The sequence below is a fragment of the Neolewinella litorea genome (genome assembly GCF_004803465.1).
GTDB classification, from domain to species: Bacteria; Bacteroidota; Bacteroidia; order Chitinophagales; family Saprospiraceae; genus Neolewinella; species Neolewinella litorea.
The window spans coordinates 215108-232358 of record NZ_SRSF01000004.1 but is presented as its reverse complement, the minus strand read 5'-3'; the positions used below and the strand labels follow the sequence as shown (position 1 = coordinate 232358).

General features: G+C 66.0%; 7 protein-coding genes. All 7 read left to right on the top strand.

Features of this window, described 5'->3' with window-relative positions:
• Nucleotides 1-2: 2 nt before the first annotated feature.
• From E4021_RS11690 to E4021_RS11660, 7 genes are read left to right on the top strand one after another with little or no spacing between them, the layout of a single operon-like run.
• The gene (locus E4021_RS11690) at nt 3-290 is read left to right on the top strand and encodes a PAAR domain-containing protein (protein WP_136459541.1); all 288 of its coding nucleotides are present in this window, start codon (nt 3-5) and stop codon (nt 288-290) included.
• A 5-nt stretch (nt 291-295) separates the two neighbouring features.
• On the top strand, nt 296-712 hold the full coding sequence (locus E4021_RS11685) for a GPW/gp25 family protein (RefSeq protein WP_246050284.1): 417 nt from the start codon (nt 296-298) through the stop codon (nt 710-712).
• Between the two features lie 8 nt (nt 713-720).
• Nucleotides 721-4365 (top strand): baseplate J/gp47 family protein, encoded by a 3645-nt coding sequence (locus E4021_RS11680; protein WP_136459540.1) that lies wholly within the window; start codon nt 721-723, stop codon nt 4363-4365.
• Nucleotides 4365-7748 carry a hypothetical protein gene (locus tag E4021_RS11675; RefSeq protein WP_136459539.1) on the top strand — a complete coding sequence of 1128 codons (3384 nt, stop codon included), beginning with the start codon at nt 4365-4367 and terminating at the stop codon, nt 7746-7748. Before E4021_RS11680 ends, E4021_RS11675 begins: the two co-directional genes overlap by 1 nt.
• A 12-nt stretch (nt 7749-7760) precedes the next feature.
• Nucleotides 7761-11897 carry a hypothetical protein gene (locus tag E4021_RS11670; RefSeq protein ID WP_136459538.1) on the top strand — a complete coding sequence of 1379 codons (4137 nt, stop codon included), beginning with the start codon at nt 7761-7763 and terminating at the stop codon, nt 11895-11897.
• Nucleotides 11897-13090 (top strand): contractile injection system tape measure protein, encoded by a 1194-nt coding sequence (locus E4021_RS11665; RefSeq protein WP_136459537.1) that lies wholly within the window; start codon nt 11897-11899, stop codon nt 13088-13090. Before E4021_RS11670 ends, E4021_RS11665 begins: the two co-directional genes overlap by 1 nt.
• Nucleotides 13087-17244, top strand: coding sequence for a polymorphic toxin type 15 domain-containing protein (locus tag E4021_RS11660; RefSeq protein WP_136459536.1), 4158 nt, complete (start codon nt 13087-13089; stop codon nt 17242-17244). The genes E4021_RS11665 and E4021_RS11660 overlap by 4 nt, the downstream gene beginning before the upstream one ends.
• Nucleotides 17245-17251 lie beyond the last annotated feature (7 nt).

Below are 17251 nucleotides of genomic sequence, written 5' to 3'. Positions count from 1 at the left end.
CCATGCCCCCCGCCGCCCGCCTCACCGATATGCACACCTGCCCCCTCGTCAGCGGTACCGTACCCCACGTGGGCGGGCCCATCGCCGGTCCCGGCGCCCCAACTGTCCTCATCGGCGGGCTGCCGGCCGCGGTGGTGGGCGACAGCTGCGTGTGTGCGGGGCCGCCCGACACCATCGCCGCGGGCTCCGGCACCGTCATGATCGGCGGCAAACCGGCCGCCCGGCTCGGCGATTCCACGGCCCACGGCGGCTCCATCGTGCTCGGCTGCTTCACCGTCATCATCAATTAAACCCCATGATCAACGACGACTTCCTCGGCACCGGCTGGAGCTTTCCCCCGGAATTTTCCCGCGCCAGCGGCGGCGTGAACATGAGCAGCGGCCCCCGGGACGTGGCCGAGAGCCTCCGCATCCTGGTCAGCACCCTGCCGGGAGAGCGGGCCATGCGGCCCGACTACGGTGCGGCCTTCCAGGATCTGCTTTTCGCCAGTATGGACACCACGACGCAAACCGAATTCTTCGACCGCATCCGCATCGCGCTGCTACAGTACGAGCCGCGAATACTGGTGGAAAAGATCACCCTTAACACCGGCTTCCTTCCCGAGGGCCGGGTCGAACTGCTCGTCGACTACCGCCTGCGGTCGAATAACACGCGCTACAACTTCGTCTATCCCTTCTACCTGGAAGAGGGAAGCCTCATCGAACAAATCTGACCCCGCCCATGCCCGCTCCCGCCCCGGATCCGACCCGCAACCCCCACCCGCTGCTGCCCGACGGCAGCTTCCAGGGCCGGCGGCTGCCGGCCGCCCTGGCGGACGGCTACGTGCAGGTGGACGGCAAGGCGGACACCGACTGGGTGGAGTTCGTGCGGCTGCTCGCCAGCGAAGTGAACTTCGTCGACGCGCAAAACACGGTCACCGACAACTGGTCGCCGTTCTACGAAAAGCAGGCCGCCGTGGCCGCCGCCCGACTCCTCGCCTGGCCGCTGGAGCAACTCGGACGGCGCTTCGCCGAACACCGCGAACTGATCGAAGACCGGCAGGGCACCCTGTCGGTGGACCAGTTGCTGGACAGCCTCTTCGACCTGCTTTCTTCGGCCGTCGTGGCGCTGGACCGCCTGACCGACCGCTTCCCCGTCGGCACGCCGCTGCGCGAACGGGCCGAGGCCCTGATTGCCCACCAACTGGCCCCGGCTTACGGTCGCTGGCTGGCCTACCACCGGGCCGGGGCGCCGGTCTACTTCGCGGCCCTCGGCGCGGATGCGGTGCCCGACTACCTGCGCGACGCCTACGCCGCCGGGGGCAGCCTCATCGCCACCCAGGACGTCGTCGACGGCACCGTAAGTCTGAACCCCCGCTGGACGGGCGGCCTCAGCTGGGCCGACCACCTCGCCGCCATCGGTACGGATGAAGTGGTCTACGGAGCCACTCCTACGGCCGCCAATGCCGGGGAGCAGATACTGCACGCCGTGGGCCACGCCTTCTTTCACGGTGTGTACGAGCTCTTCGTGAGTTCCGCATTGCACCTGCGCGCCGCCGCCCGATCGGAATGGGAACGTCTGCAGACCGACCCTGGAAACGCGCCCCACCTGGCCCTTCTGCTGGCCTACCTGCGCATGCGCGAGCGGCAGCGGGCGATGCTGAACGGACTGACCGACCGCCACCTCAACTTCTACTACCAGCGGGTACTGCGCACCCTGCCGGCCCCAGCCCGCCCGCCCCGCGCCTTCCTGACGCTGGAAGCCAGGAAGAACCTGCCCGCGACCTACCTGCCCGCAGGTACGGCCTTCCGCGGCGGCAAGGATGAAGCCACGGGCACCGAACGTACTTTCCTGAATACGGGGGCCGTGACCGTGAGCCTGGCCACCGTGGCGGAGAAGCGGGCCGTTTTCAAGGTAGCCGACGACCCTTCGGTGTACGACTTTCCGAACGAGAACCGCAAGGTGTTCGCCACCGCCGATGCCGGACGGCTCTTCGCGGCGCGCGTGGTGGACAGCGGCGACGGCACCGGAGAGGCCGAACTACCCGAGGAACAGAACGGCTGGTACCCCTTCGGCCAGCAGGCAGTCTCTGGCGGGCACCTGATCGCGGGTATGGAAGAAGCGCGGGTGGGGCTGGCCATCGCCTCCCACTACCTGTACCTGCGGGAGGGGACGCGGACCATCACCTTTGAATTTGCGGACCTGGACCCGCTGCCCGCCTATCCCGGCGTGGAAATGAAGGTGCTCCTCACCACGGAGGAGGGGTGGCACGAGGTCGAGGCCACGCTGCAAGAACAAAGCCTGACCGTAGCGCTCCCCCCGGAAGCCCCCGCCATCGTCGCCTACGCCGAGGAGGTCCACCAGCAGGGCCTGGCCACCAGCCTGCCGGTTGCCCGCCTGGAACTGCCCCAGACCGCGGGGAGCCTCACCAATAACCTGCTCCTGCGCCACCGCACCTTCTCCCGGGTGTACATCGGGGTTGACGTCAAGGGCGTCCGCCAGTTGGCCCTGTCGGGCAGCGCCGGCGTAGTTGACCCTTCCAAGCCTTTCCACCCGTTCGGCGCCGCGCCGCGCAAGGGGGACGTGCTGATCATCGGTCATAAGGAGTCCTTCCAGAAAGAATTCGCCGAAGTGACGCCGCGCTGGACCTGGGCCGACGCCACCGGAGCTACATCCGTGAACGTGGATCAGTACAGCCGGCAGGGTGGGTCCTGGCACCACGAACGAAGTTTCAGCCTGAACGACGGCAACTTCACCGATTACTTCGGCAACGCCGACCGCATCGTGCCCGACTTCAGCGCGGACGCGCCGTTCGCCGTGGGGGCTACCGGGGGTTTCCTGAAGCTTACCCTTACGGGCGACTGGGGGCACGCCGCCTACCCGGCGGCCCTCACCGACTGGGCCGCCAAAAAGGCCAATGGTGAAACGGTCGGGGCGGTGCCGGCGGCCCCCTTTAACCCCCTCTTCGCTGAACTGAGCCTCGACTACCTCGTCGACCACGCTTCCGCCAACGTCCGCAACGCCCAGGAGGGCAGCCACCAATTGTTTCACCTTACGCCCTTCGGCTCCGATCCGCTGCCGGCTACGGGCACCCGCACTTTCCTCCCCAACCTCCTGCCCCAATCCGGGGATGCCGTGGGCGCGGACGCGGGTGCCCTGTACCTCGGCATCGAGCAATGGGAGGCTGGTTCCCAACTCTCGTTGCTTTTCCAGATCGCCGAGGGCACGGCCGACCCTTTGCTGGAAAAGCCGGAGGACCACGTACGCTGGCACTATCTGAAGGACAACCAGTGGGTGACCTTCCCCAACGACAAGCTTTCGGACGGCACGGAGGGCCTGCTGCGCACCGGGCTCGTGCGCCTGGACCTGCCGGCCGGCACGCGGGCGGAGAACGCCCGTTTCAACGACGCCAGACAGTGGATCCGGCTGAGCGTCGCCGAGAAGGTCAATGCCGTCAACCGCCTGCTCGGAGTGCACGCCCACGGGGTGGAGGTAGCCCAGGCCTTCACGGCGGGACAGTCGGCAGCCAATACTCCCCTGCCACCCGGCACCGTGACCAAACTCGCCCTGCCCCGGCCGGGCATCAAGAAGGTGGAGCAACCCTACTCCACCTTCGGCGGCGCGGCACCCGAGAACCGCGATACCTACTTCACGCGCCTGAGCGAACGGCTGCGCCACAAGAACCGTGGCATCACGGAGTGGGACATCGAGCACCTGGTGCTCGGGGCCTTTCCCGAAGTGGAGCGGGTGATCTGCCTGCAGCACCTCCAATTTGCGCCCCGCGAAACTCCTGGCACCTACGACTACCACGAGCTGCGGGCCGGGCACTTTACAGTCCTGCCCCTCGGTCGCTCGGGTGAGGAAGGCCTCCGACCCTACGTCAGCCTGAGCACCCGCGAGGCCATTGAGGCCTTCCTGCACGCCCGTATCACCTGCCACGCTACCCTGCACGTGCGCAACCCCCTCTTCGAGGAGGTACAGGTGCGGGCTGACGTGAGGTACCTGGAAGGCACGGACGAAAGCTGGGCCCAGACGCAAATCCAGACCGACCTCATTGATTACATCAGTCCCTGGTACGACGAGGGCCTGGCCGGACTCGACTTCAGCGCCGAGGTTCACCGCTCGGGCGTGGTGAACTTCCTGGAAGAGTTGCCCTACGTAGACTACGTCAAGAACCTGGTGCTGCTGCACCTCGCGGACCCCACCCAGAACGGGGCCGAGCGGCTGCGGGCCACCAAGCTCGTGAGCGTACTCGCCTCGGCCCCCCACCACCTGATCACCCCCCTGCACGACCTGACGGTCACCGGCCCCACGGAAGTGTGCGCACCGCCCCGCCGCCGGGCCCGCCGCGCCCGGGTGACCGTCACCGAAAATCCCATCGACTGATGAGCACCGTGATCGATCCCCGCTGGCAACCCGCGGCTGCAGCCGACTACCGGGCACTGCGCGCCGAGGCCTACGCGGCCGTGGAGCAACTGGCCCGCGACCAGTGGACGGACTACAACGCCCACGACCCCGGCATCACCCTGCTGGAGCACCTGGCGGACGCCCTGGCCGAACTCGGATACCGGGGATCATTCGACGTGGCCGACCTGCTCACCGACGCCGGCGGAGGCATCGACTACCGGCAACCCTTCTTCACGGCCCGCCACATCCTGACCAACGCGCCGGTCACCAACGACGACTATCGCCGACTGCTGATCGATAGCCTGGGGCTGAGCAACGCCTGGGTCATCTGTAAAGCCTGCGCCTGCGGACCCGCCCCCTACCCCGACTGCACCGACGGTGAACTCACCTTCGCGCCCCGCTGGCGGCTGCGCCCCAGCCAGCGCCCCGACGAGCACGAGCCGGCCATAATTATCCGAGGCTTCACCGACGTACTCATTCAGTTCGCGCCGGACGCCGAACTCGGCAACCTCAACACCGACCGCGTGGAGGGACAATTGTTGCTGCCCGACGGCAGCGGTGGTTCGGTGGCCATCGACGCCGAGTTGCGCTTTCCGGAATGGCGCGACCTCTCCCCGGCCGCCTACCGCCTGGCCGGCGACCCCGGAGCCACCCTCACCGCCTGGAGCATCGACCGGTTCAGCCGCGACCGGACCAACAGCGAACCCGTGGACGCGGACGATCTGCGTCGGGGGCTGCGCGACATCTTCTTCCTCGACCTCAGCCTGGAATTTACCGCCGGTGGCCAAACGATCAACCTGCAGCTGCCGGAGGTCACCCTGCGGCTCTGGAAGCGCGCTGACCTGCCCGCCGGCACCGACGGTGCCACGCTGACCGGGCTCCTCGAGGCCGGCAACCTGATCGATACCTACCATCGGAAGCTGCAGGTCCGCGCCCAAAAACTGGCGGAGACCGAAACCCTCCTCCACGATAACCGGAAGGTGGGCGAGGATTTCTGCCGCTACGACCGGATCCGGGCCGAGGACGTGGCGGTGTGCGCCGACCTTCACCTGCGGGCGGGTGCCGACGTAGAGCTCACGCTGGCGCGCTTCTACCGCACCCTGGAATTGTTGCTGAACCCGCAGGTACCCTTCCGCTCCCTCCCGGACATGGAAGCGGCAGGCTATGCGACCGAGGCCATCTTTGACGGGCCGGCGCTGCAGCAGGGGTTTATCCTGCAGGACGACCTGGACGCCTCCGTTCTTCGTTCGCGCGTATTTGTCAGTGACCTGATCAATGCCCTGATGGACATTGAGGGCGTGCTCGCTATTGAGGCCCTGCGCTTCACGGTCTACGACGCCGAGGGCCGCCCGGTGGCGCCAGCCCACGACTGGTGCATACCCGTCAGTGCCGGCCACTACCCCACGCTCTACCTCGCGGCCAGTCAGGTGATGGTGTACAAGGACGGCCTTCCCCTCTTGCCGCGCCGCGCCGAACTCACCGCCGTACTCAACCAGCTGCGCGCCCAGGACCGCGCCCTCGCCCTGCCGGTCAGCCGCCTCGACTATCCCGTACCCACGGGCACCCACCGCACGCGGCCCGGCTTCCTGCCCGTGCAGCGGACGCTGCCGGCCACCTACGGACTCAGCCTGGAAGGCCTGCCCGACAATGCCAGCGACCGCCGCGTTGCCCAGGCCCGGCAGCTGGCGGCGTACCTCATCCCACTGGAAGTGATCACGGCGAGCACCGCCGATCAGCTTACCTATTTCGGTGACCTGTTCAGTACGGACGAGGGCGTATCCACCACCTACCGCGTACCGGACCTCTTCGACACCGGCGAGCCCCTGGAACACCTGCAGGACCTGCTCGCCGGCCCCGCCAACGCACGGGATACCCTGGCCGGCCTGCTGGAACGGGAAGACGAGTTCACCACCCGCCGCAACCGCTTTCTGGATCACCTGTTGGCCCGCTTCGGGGAGTCGATGCAAGACTATACCCTGCTGATCCACGATCAGACCACGCGGCAGGCGTACGGTCCGGAAAAACTCATTCAGGACAAGGTGCGCTTCCTGCGCTTCCTGCCCGAGATCAGCGCCCGCCGCGGCATAGGAATCCATTACCGGCTCGAAGACGGGGTATGCGGCTACCGCAACCGCTCCGGCCTCGGCGAGCGGATCCGCCGCTTGCTGGGGATGGAGGACGTACGCGCCTATTTCCGTCTGGCCATCGAAAAAAGTCCGCCAGGCTGGAAGGTAGCCTACACCCTTACCCACCCCTCCACGGATACTGAATTACTGACAGATGTTGCCGTGGGCGAATCCTACCCCACGGCCCAGGAAGCGCAGGCGGCGGCCTGGTCGGCCATCGAGTGGGTCGTCGAGCGCGGCACCGACGCCGCCCACTACCGCACCGACGGGGGGAGCACCTTTCTGACCGGACCGGAGGGGGACGACCTCGCCGAACTGCCCGCCGGGGTCACCGCCGACGACCTGCGGACCTTTCTCGCCGACACCCTGCTCCGGGAAAGGCTGTACGTGGTGGAGCACCTGTTGCTGCGGCCGAAGTTCCCGGGGGATGCACTCATGGACGTGTGCCTGGCGGACGACTGCGACCACCGCGGCATGGAAGACCCCTACAGTTTCCGCATCACCTACCTGCTGCCGGCCGACGTGGCCCCCTTCAGCGAGGACATGGACCTTCGCCGCTACGCCGACCGCCTGATCCGCCGGGAAACGCCCGTCCACCTGCTGCCCAAGCTCTGCTGGATCAGTGACGCGAAGGGGGAAAGCGAGTATACACCGGAGGAGCTTGATGCCCTGCTGGCCACCTGCCGCTGCCCGGTGCCCGACGAACTGGCCCGCCAACTCAGCCGGTTCGAAGCCGCTTGGTGCCCCTGGCTCACGGCCAACGCCGCCTTCGCCTGGCCAGAGATCAATGACGAGCTCGAGGCCGCCGTCCTGGACTGGCTCCCCCAAAGCGCCACCCTGAGCCAGGGCCGCCTGCTGCTGGGCTACTTCGGGGAGCGCTACCGCGCCTACGTATCCAGGCTGGTGGACAACGACGACGACCTCGCCGGCCCCGCGGCCACCTGGATGGACGAGGTGTGGCCTGACTTCACCGCGGATCTTGACCTGCTCCGCACCCGCGACCCCGCCCTGACCTCCGCCTGGGGACTGCCCGACGCCGCCCGCCTGAATGCGCTGCGCGATCTGCTGACCGGATTCTACACCGAATGGTTCGCCGTCAGCGCCCTGCTCCACCGCCTGTTGCGCGTCTTCCAGGGCCTGCGTAGTGCCTACCCCGTGGCCACGCTGCACGACTGCGACGACGGGGACGACGAAAATCCGGTCCGCCTGGACCAAACCACCCTCGGTACCTTCTAAAGCTGTTCCGCCATGCAACCTATCCACACCACCTATCCCCAGTTCGCGCCGAACCAGATCCTGAGCAGCAGCCACCTCAACCAGCTGTACGACTACCTGGGCGAGCAGGGCCGCCTGACGCGGACCCACCTCATCGGCATCGGGATCGTCTGCGGACTGGAAGCGACCCTCAACCAGGCCGGCAGCGGGATCACCATCAGCCGGGGATGCGGCGTGACCTCCGCCGGGCACCTCATCATCTGGGATGAGGACGAACCCCTCGAGTTTTTCGCTCCCTACACCATGCCCGAGGACATTGACTATACCTTCTTCGACCTACCCGACGGCGACGGGACCTACCCCCTATGGGAACTGACCACCGACCGCAACGACAATGCCGCGGCCCGGGCCGTGAGCCGCGACTTCCTCACCGGCACCAACCAGTCTGAAGGAGAAGGCGACGAAAAGGTGCTCCTGCTTCTCTTTGAATGCCGCGCGGTCGACAATCGGAACTGCACGCCCAACAACTGCGACGACAAGGGCCGCACCGTGGAGACCATCGTGAAGCCCCTGCTGATCCGCCGCCAGGACCTGGTCGAGATCCGGCGCGTCCTGGCCACGGACGTACCGGGAGCCGCCACCTACTATTCTCTTTTCGACAACCGCGCCGACCGGCTCGCCCTGCCCACCCTGCGGGCCGCCCGCTTCAACGTGCCGAACACCCATCCGCTGACCACTCGGCAGCTCTTTGAAACCTACCGGGCCACCCTGTCCGGTACCTACCTGTCGAGAATACAAACCGCCCTGGACCAGTCCTACACCAGCCTGGCGCCGCTATTTCCCGGCTATGCGGCCAACCCCTTCTCCGCCCGGCTCACGGGGCTGACCTTTCTGCACGACGGCCGCCTGCTGCAGGGGGCAGAGGCCCTGGCCTACCAGTACTACTTCGATCACCTGGCCACGATCGTTCACGCCTACGAGGAACTGCGGGAGGGGGCCGAGGACCTGTTCAGTCTTTGCTGCCCGGACGACCGCATTTTCCCGCGGCACCTGGTCCTCAACCACTTCACCACCAACGGACTGTCGGACGAGATGCGCCACGTGTGGGTGAGCTCACCCGTGCAGAACCAGCAGGCAGAGAGCCGGCAGCGGCTGGTCTCCCTCTTCGACCGGCTGGTCGCGCTGGTGCTCGGCACCCAACTTCCCGTGCCGGCCGGCGCTTCGCCCCCGACGGTGGGCAACCTGTCGGGGATCGTCATGAATCGGGTGCGGCGACTGCGGGGCGTGGGCACCTCCAACAACCGCCTGGAGAACCCCGCGGAACTTCCCCTGGCGAGTACGAATACCGGCAACGTGCGGCGGCCGATCCGCATCACGCCGTCCTTCCTCGGCCGGCCGCTCTCGCGCAAGGCCATCCCCTTCTACTACGATCCGCAGGCCCTCGTGAACCTCTGGAACTACCACCTGACCCGCAAGGGCCGGGCCGGGGAGAACCTGGGCTACCACGCCGTACAGTGGAATGCTACGGACGACTTCGTCCGCCGCCCCCTCATTTATGACCTCGAGCCGCGGCAGTTCCTGCGCATCGAGGGGGCGGTCGGTCAGGCCTACCAAACGGCCCTCGCGGAGATCCGCCAGCAGATCCGCACCTACCGTCTGCCGATCGACGTGGTGGCCCTGCGTACCGGCGACCTGGCGGACGATATGGTGATCGAGGATTACCGGCTGCACTTCAGCGACCTGGAGGCCCAGTACGGCACGCTCCGGGCCGGGCTGTTCGGTCGGCTGGCCGAAGTGGCTGTACGCTTCTACGATACCAGGATGCTCACCGGAAAGCGCAGCGCGCAACCGGCCTACCCCCTGGGACAGCCGCGGGCGGCCCTGCTGCGCCGCCTGCCCGGGTACCAGTACCTGAAAGGCACCGTGGGGGAATTTTTTGAAGCCAACTTCGACCGCCACACTTCGGCCGGTCCCTTCACAACGGGCTTCGACGGCACCTATCTCGTTCACCTCCTGATCGTGCACCGTCTGGTGTTCCTGGAAAACCACTTCGCCTCCCTGCTCCGCGATCTCAACTTTACGGAGGCCGAGTCGGCCCTCACCGAACTGATGAGCTGGACCCGGGCCTGGGCCCGACTGGGGGCCGCTACCCTCAACGACGCGCAGACCGGGGGTGCGGCTACCAATAATCGGATCGACCTGGAGGAATTTTCGGACCAGCTTGACGAGCTCATCACCGCGGGAGAGCTCGATGCCTTCCGCGCACTCTACGATAGCTACCAGCGCCGCCGAGAGGAAGTGCTCCGCCGGCAGCTGTTCGCCCGCTTCCAGGAGGACCACCCGGGCCTCCAGTTCAAGGCCGGCACCGAACTCGGCGGCACCTTCGTGCTGGTCTACCACGGCGGCGGCACCCCGGCGGGGCAGGGCCGGACGGGTCGCTTCCGGCTGGTCGGACAGGTTGTGCTGGGCGACCGCGGTCTGCCCGGCGTAGTCATCACCCAGGTCAATTCCGTCTCCGGGACCCTCACCGACCAGGATGGTCGTTTCAGTCTGTACGTAGATACCCTGCCCGTGCAGCTGCGCGTGCAGTCGACGCCCCTGATCATCGGTACCATCGAGCGGATCGTTACGGTAAGCCAGGAAGACCCCTTCCTGCTGATCGACCTCGGTGAAGGGGGTACGCCACCGAATGAGGTTCCGATCCCGGGCATCGACAACGGTACCGTCATTGCCGACTTCTACCTCCCCTACCGCTGCTGCGGCCGCGGGGCCCCCATTCACATTTTCCCGCCCCAGGAACCTGAGGAGCCGGCCGAACCCCTCGTCGCCACCCTGGAACAAGAAGGCTGTACCCGCATGACGGGTGGGGCTACCCGACTCTCGGCCGCGGGCGGGTTCCAGGCCCCCATGCGCCTGCGGGTGAGCGGGGGTACGCCACCCTACTTCCTTCAGGACGCCAACGGCAACCGGCAGCCCGTGCCCGAGGAAACGTTAATGCTGCGGGCCGGCCTCAGCTTCACCGTTGTCGACGACGGCGGACAGCAGGTGAGCCTCACCGTCGCCCTGCTGCCCCCGCTGCGGGCCCAACTGGCCGGTGCGCCGACCTGTACGGACGACCTGCAGACCTTCTCCCAGGACTTCATCATCGAAGGCGGACGGCCGCCCTACACCTTCCGCCAACCCGACGGCTCCTCCGCCACCGCGGAACAGGGGGAAGTGGTTACCGTGAGCGGCATCGCCTCCGGAGAATCCTTCACGCTCAATGTACAGGACGCCTTCGGGGAAGAATGCGCCACCACCCTCGACTTTCCCGCCCATACCTGCGTGGCCGACGAGCCCGATTGCGGTCTGCCCTGCGACGGCATCGCAGTACGGGCCAGCGCTCCCCTCTGGGCCCAACTCCCCGCCCGGGATACGCTACGCTACGAAAACTTCCGGCTTACCGTACGCGGCCTGCAACTGACCCTGGACGATGGTACCACGCTGAGCCTGGGTCGGCAGGAGCTCGCCACCTTGAACCGCAACCTCCGCACCGAGATCGACGGCGGGGGTGCCCTGACGAACGTGGACTACGCCAACCGCATGCGGGAATGCATGAAGATCATCATGGAATCCACCGACGCGGCCATCAATCAACCGGCCGGCCTGGCCAACGGGGAACCCGCCCTGCGACTGGACAGCCGGACCGAGGACGGTCCCGACCGACTCACCTTCCAGACCTTTGCCTGCTTCACCTTCGAAATGGTGGTCAACGTGCGGTACACGGAAGTGGACCGCACTACCGACTTCAACCGTGACCGCGAACGCACCCTGAGCTACAGCCAGGACGGCGTGCGGGAAAGCGACAACGCGCCATTCCCCTCCTTCGAGCGCTTCCGCATCGATCGCTGCGACCCCAACGCGCAGCCCGAACCGGAGTGCCGCGACCTCTTCGAAGTGCGGATCCAGGTAGAAGGCGACGGCATGTCGCGCTCCCTTGGCACAGAGGGCGGCGGCAATCGTGAGCTCCGCTTCTGGTGGGACGCCCAGATGGCCGATCCGGGCTTCGGGGAAGGCCGTAAGATCGAGGTCACCTACTCGCGGGACGGTACGGAGGTCATCGCCGCCGTGCTGGCCGTGGATCCCGACACGGGCTGTTCTGCCACGGCCATTGCCCGCATCAACGTCTGATGGCCGGCCAGCACCATATCCGCCGGCAGGAGCTTTTCCTTGAGCTTCCCTCGGTCGACCCCCGGCAGGCCAACCGATGGCACGACCGGCTGGAGCGGCTGCAGGAACGGGTGATCGAGCCCGAACTGCGCCGCCAACTGGATTGCCACGCCCCGCCGGGGGTGACCCTGCACCTGGATCACCTGGACGTGGAAATTGCCCTGGACCACCTGGATCGCCTCGACGACGATTTCGCCGCGGCATTCGCGGTGGCCCTGGCCCGGGAATTGTCCGCCGCCCACGCCCCGGCCGCCGCGCAATCACCCGCTGTCGTGGTACCGGCCGTCCTGCACTTCCTCGCTACCGGCACCCTGCCCTGGGACTACCCCACTCTCGCCGCATTCGAAGCTGGCGTCAGCCGGTGGTTGCCCCAAGCCTCTACTACCGACTGGTGGCCCCTCCTTCGCTTCCTCGACCGCCATCCCGCCTGGTTTATCGGCCGCGGCGCGCAGGTGCCGGGAAAATTCCTGGAGCGGGCGTGGTGGGTACTCACCCGAGGCACCGACGCCAACCCGGACGACCCCCTCACTTCCGACCATCCACCAACGGATCCGGTGCACTGGCAAAGGCAGTGGCAAAACTTCCGTTGGCTGACCGATCCGGCCCATGCCCGGGAAGCCGGACCTGCGCAGGAAGCCCCCATTATACTGAGCGAGACGGAGGCCTACTTCCCCGACCACGCCGGCCTGGTACTGCTGCACCCCTACCTGGCTTACCTGCTTCGGCAGGTAGGAGCCGTGACGGATACCGGCGATCGACCGGACCTGCCCCGGGCCGCCGCCCTCCTGCACTACCTGGTGACCGGCCGCACCGACTGTCGGGAGTGGGACCTTCCGCTGGTCAAGGTACTGCTGGGACTATCGCCCGCCGACTACCTCGCGGTTGCGACCTCCCTCAGCGAGAGCGATCGTGCGGCCGCCGACGCCTTGCTCGACGGGGTGATTGGCCACTGGTCGGCCCTCGGAAGTACCGGTCGTGACGGATTGCGGGAAGGCTTCCTGCAACGTCCGGGCGTACTTACCCTGGTACCCGGCGGCTGGCAGCTGGAGGTCGAAAGCCGCGCCCACGATCTGCTGCTGAACCGGCTTCCGTGGAGTTTTTCCCTGATCAAGACGCCGTGGATGGAGGGGCGCCTGCACGTGAACTGGTCATGAGGGAACGACAGCGGGCACGACGGGCACCGCCCCCGCCGGCACGCGCCCGGCAACCGCTGATCCCGGTACGGGGTGGGCCGGACGCGCTGTTGCCCGTGATCACGGCACCCGCGCCCCGCCGCCCGGAGATTGCTCCGCCGGAAGAAGGAGTGGCCGTGGCCCCCGCCCCCGAAATTGCCCCCGAAGCAGCACCAGCGGAAACGGCGCCAGAAACCGCCACACCGGACGCCGAAACCGAAGCCGCCGGCCCGGCACCGATGGAGGTTGCCCTGCTGATCCCGCCCCCGCCCCCGGACCTGGAGAGCCGGACGATGCAGGGCGCACGCGCCGCCAGCCGGGCCATGGGCGGTGCCGGTACCGCCACCCGCGCCCTGCCGCCCGCCGCGGCCAATACCGCCGCCGCCCGGGCCAACGTGCAGGAGCCCGCCGAGGAAACCACGGCCCGCGCCCAGGGTGCCCTCACCGCTGCACTGCGCGAACAACCCGCCCCCAGTCCGGAAATCGAACAGCTCTGCGCCGACATTCAGGACGCGATCGAGAACCGCCGGCCGCCGGACGAGGACAGCCTGCGGCGCACCAATCCGGAAGCCGAGGCGCAGGCCGTGGGTCAGGCCCTCAACGACGACATCACCGAGGAAAGCCAGGGCGTAGCCACCGACTACAACGCGGTGAATGCCCCCGCGGCCGGCACGCCGGCCCAGAACAGCGCGCCCCTGCCCCAGACGCCGGCCACCTTAGCCACGCCTCCCGTCAATGCGGCCGCGGCTACTCCCCCCGCGGTGCCGGCCGGCGATCTCTCGCTCGATGCGGACGTAGCCGCTACCCAGACCCAAGTGGAGGAGGCGGGAATGACCACCGAACCGGCCCAGCTGATCACTACCGGGCCCGTGGCCGACGCGCGCGCCGGAATGGGCGAACTGGAGCAGGCCGCCGCCGTGGCCCCCGAAGAGGTGCTGCGCCAGCAGAACGAGGCCATCAACGCCAGTCGGGAGGCAGCCCTGCAGGTAGAAAGCCAGGCACTCGCCGCCCTGGAGCGGAGCCGTTCGGGCACCGTACAGGACACCCTCACCGCCCAACTGGCCATGGCCGGATCAGAGGAGGAGCAACGCGTCGCCGCCGCGGCGGCCGCCGAGACCATCTTCACCACCGCCCAGACGGCGGTCAATAACCTGCTCACCCCCATGGTCTCCACGGCCATGTCGATGTGGAATACGGGAAAGGACCGCATCGCCAGTGCCTTCGACGCGGAATTGCAGGAAGCCAAGCGGCTGGTCGACGAGCGCCACGAAGGCGTGGGCGGCGCCATCGTTTCCATCTGGGACAGCGCTACGGGGCTGCCGGATTACATCACCGACATCTACACCCGCGCGGAGCGCACCTTCGGCCGCGACATCTGCACCCTGATCCGGGAAGTATCGACCTACGTGAACGGCATCGTCATTGCCTGCGAGGAGCTGATCGACAACGCCGACCGCGACATCAAGGAACTCTTCAGTCAGCTACCGGAAAGCCTGCAGGGGTGGGCCACCGAGCAGCAGGCGGGCTTCCAGGGGCGGCTGGACGGGCTGCGCGACAACGTGCACGAGACCCAACAGAACTTCACCAACGACCTGGTGAGTCAGGCCGGTGATGCCGTCCAGGAAGCCCGGGAACGCATCGATGCCCTGCGGGAAGCGGCCAAGGGGCTTATCCAGAAGGTCGCCGACGCGGTCAACGCCTTCATCGACGATCCGGTACGCGCCATCATCAACGGCTTGCTGATGCTGGTGGGCATCGCCCCGGCCGCGTTCTGGGCCCTCATTGCCCGCATCGAGCAGGTGGCTTCCGACATTGCCGATGACCCGCAGACCTTTGCGACCAACCTGCTGGCGGCCCTGCGGCTGGGCTTCGAGAAATTCTTCGGAAACTTCTTCTCCCACCTCCTGACGGGCTTCGTGAAGTGGTTGTTTTCGGCCATGAAAACGGTGGGCGTGCAATTACCGGCGGACACCTCCCTGAAGAGCATCATCACCTTCTTCCTGCAGTTGATGGGGCTCACCTGGGCCAACATCCGCAAGATCCTGGTCAAGTACATCGGCGAGCGCAACGTTGCCCTCCTGGAAAAGGCTTACGAACTGCTGAGCGTCCTCATCAATGAGGGTCCGGGGGGCATCTTCGAGCTCATCAAACAGAAGCTGGACCCCAACCAGATCTTCAGTACCATCGTGGAGGCGGCCGTGCATTACATGGTGGAGACCATCGCCAAGCAGGTGGCCACGCGTATCCTCTTGCTCTTCAATCCGGTCGGGGCCATTGCCCAGGCCATCGAGGCCATCTTCCGCGTCCTGAAGTGGGTATTCGAGAACGCGGCGCGCATCTTCCAGCTCGTGGAAACGGTGGTGAACGGAATGGCCGAGCTCATCGCCGGCAACATCGAAGGCATGGCCAAGAAGACCGAGCAGGCACTGGCCGGGATGCTGGTGCCGGTCATCGACTTCATCGCCGGCTACCTGGGTATGGGCGACCTGCCCCAAAAGATTGCCGGCGTAGTGGGCAGCTTCCAGCAAATGGTGCTGGGTGCCGTGGATCGCGCCATCGCGTTCCTGGTCGAAAAAGCGAAGGCCTTACTGGAGCGGTTGGGGCTGGGGAAGAAGCAGGGGGAAGCGGGACTGGACGAAGAGGTGGGCGAGCAGAAAAGCTTTTCCGGGGGCGGAGAAAGTCACCGGTTGTGGATAGACGTAAGGTCCGGAACCCGGGTGATGGTGGCCAGCACGCCCCGCCCCCTGGAGCAGTTATTGAACCAGTGGAACGGGAAACTCGGCACATTGGATCCCCAAACCAGGGATGAGGCCAGTGGCCTGCTCGCGAAAGTCAGTTCACAGAACGGTATCGTTCTCCAGGAAGCAGAACAAGCCAAACAGGCTATCGCGGGCGCAAAATCAGACCCCGAGAACGCCCAGAAAGTGACTGCGGCCAAACAGGAAGACGATCAGGTAGAAGACTTGGAAGGGCAAATGACTCCGGATCTGGCCCGATTATTTGACATTTTCGAGGGAGGCATCCCGTTCTCGCCGATCAATAAAACCGTCAACCTAAGTACCGCCCGCCTGGCATTGGATATAGTGGTGGCAGGAACTCAGCTCGCCGTTAAGTTGGACAACGCCGATATACAACAGCAGTTGAACCAGATGATCTACGGTCCAACGGCCCAGGCCCACCATCAGCACGGCAACCAGCTTATTCAAACCATTGCCCAGCAGTCGTCAGAATCCATCAGTTTTATCCATCAGGTCACTCCGTCCAACGGCCGGGTTCTTTCTCCCCTTCTGGAGGAAGTCAACCGTCACGCTACTACCATCAGCGACCAACTGGCGACACTGGCGCCTACCAAGGCCCATTCCCTTACCCATCTCAAAGCCCCACCCCCGCACAACATCCAAAGGGAAGAAGTGACCTTCAATACCTCCTTTACACTCACCACGGTCCTGGCCGAGTACGACCGGCAACTCCGGTTGCAGCAAGATGGCATCAATGCGCTGTTGGTGGACCAGTGGATCCTCAACCGCAACAGCTACAGTCTCGATCCCGCGGTAATGGTCTCGCTGGACGCAGAGCAGAGAAGGGTTCTCCTTGCCGAGCTGAAGAACCGGGCCGATGAGGCGGAAGCCAGGAGCGGCAACCGAACCGCCAAGTACCGCAATGCGCAGGCGGCCATTCAGGCGGCTATCGACCACCACGACGATGCCACCTTTACACCGGATTTCGCCGCCATTGGCGCAGTAACCGGCCGGTTTGGGAACGAAAGTTCCTGGAGGAACCAAAACATCGGCGAGCTGAACGAAATAAAGGCTGCGATGGATCAAGTAATTACCGGATGGTCCGCGGTGGTCACCAGCGTCAATATCCTCCACAATGCGGACCAGATCGCGGGCGGGTTCGGGATGATTCCAGAGGTCATCTCGGTTCCCAAGCCCGTAGACCCAACAGACAATCATCTCCCCTGGCTGAACTATATTCAGCAACTCACCCAGTACGTGGGGGCCGCAAACGTCAACCAGAGCATCGGTAGCAACTGGAAGAACAACATCGACGCCCTGGAAGGATCCATCAAAAACCGGTACCCCAGTGAAGGCTGGGCCATTTGGAAAATGAACGTGACCCTTCGGCGTACCTAAAACCGAC